Here is a 512-nt window from a genome sequence, read left to right as displayed (position 1 = left end):
GCGGCGGGGTCGAGGGTGCCGGTGGGGGCGGGGACGGTGACGGGCCGCGGCAGTCCCAGCAGCCAGGCGGCGCGGGCGAGCGAGTGGTGGGCGTTGGCGCCCTGGACGATCTGGACGTTGCCGTGGCGTTCGCGGGCCAGGAGCAGGGCGAGCTGGTTGGACTCGGTGCCGCCGCTGGTGACGAGCGCGTCGCCGCCGGGCCAGAACTCGGCGGCCAGTGCCCGGGTGACGAGGGCTTCGAGCTCGGCGGCGGCGGGGGCCTGATCCCAGGAGTCCAGGGAGGGGTTGAGGGCGCAGGCGGCGAGGTCGGCGGCTGCCGCGAGGGCCAGCGGCGGGGTGTGCAGATGGGCGGCGCAGCGCGGGTCGGCGGGGTCGGCCGCGCCTTCGGCCAGCGCCCCGACCAGGGTGTCCAGTGCCTCTTCGGCGCCGGTGCCGTGCGCCGGGAACACCTCGCCGACCGCGGCCCGGACGCGCAGGGCCACGGCTTCGGGGCCGCCGGGCGGCAGCGGGCC

1 pseudogene is annotated in these 512 nt (G+C 79.1%); it reads right to left on the bottom strand.

What is annotated here, in order from left to right:
- Window positions 1-512: pseudogene (locus ACJA3G_RS38470) on the bottom strand (aspartate aminotransferase family protein); the annotation flags it as partial.

Origin of the sequence: Streptomyces sp. YS-3 (genome assembly GCF_045257485.1) — a bacterium.
Classification (GTDB): Bacteria; Actinomycetota; Actinomycetes; order Streptomycetales; family Streptomycetaceae; genus Streptomyces.
This window is presented reverse-complemented; position numbering and strand designations above follow the sequence as displayed.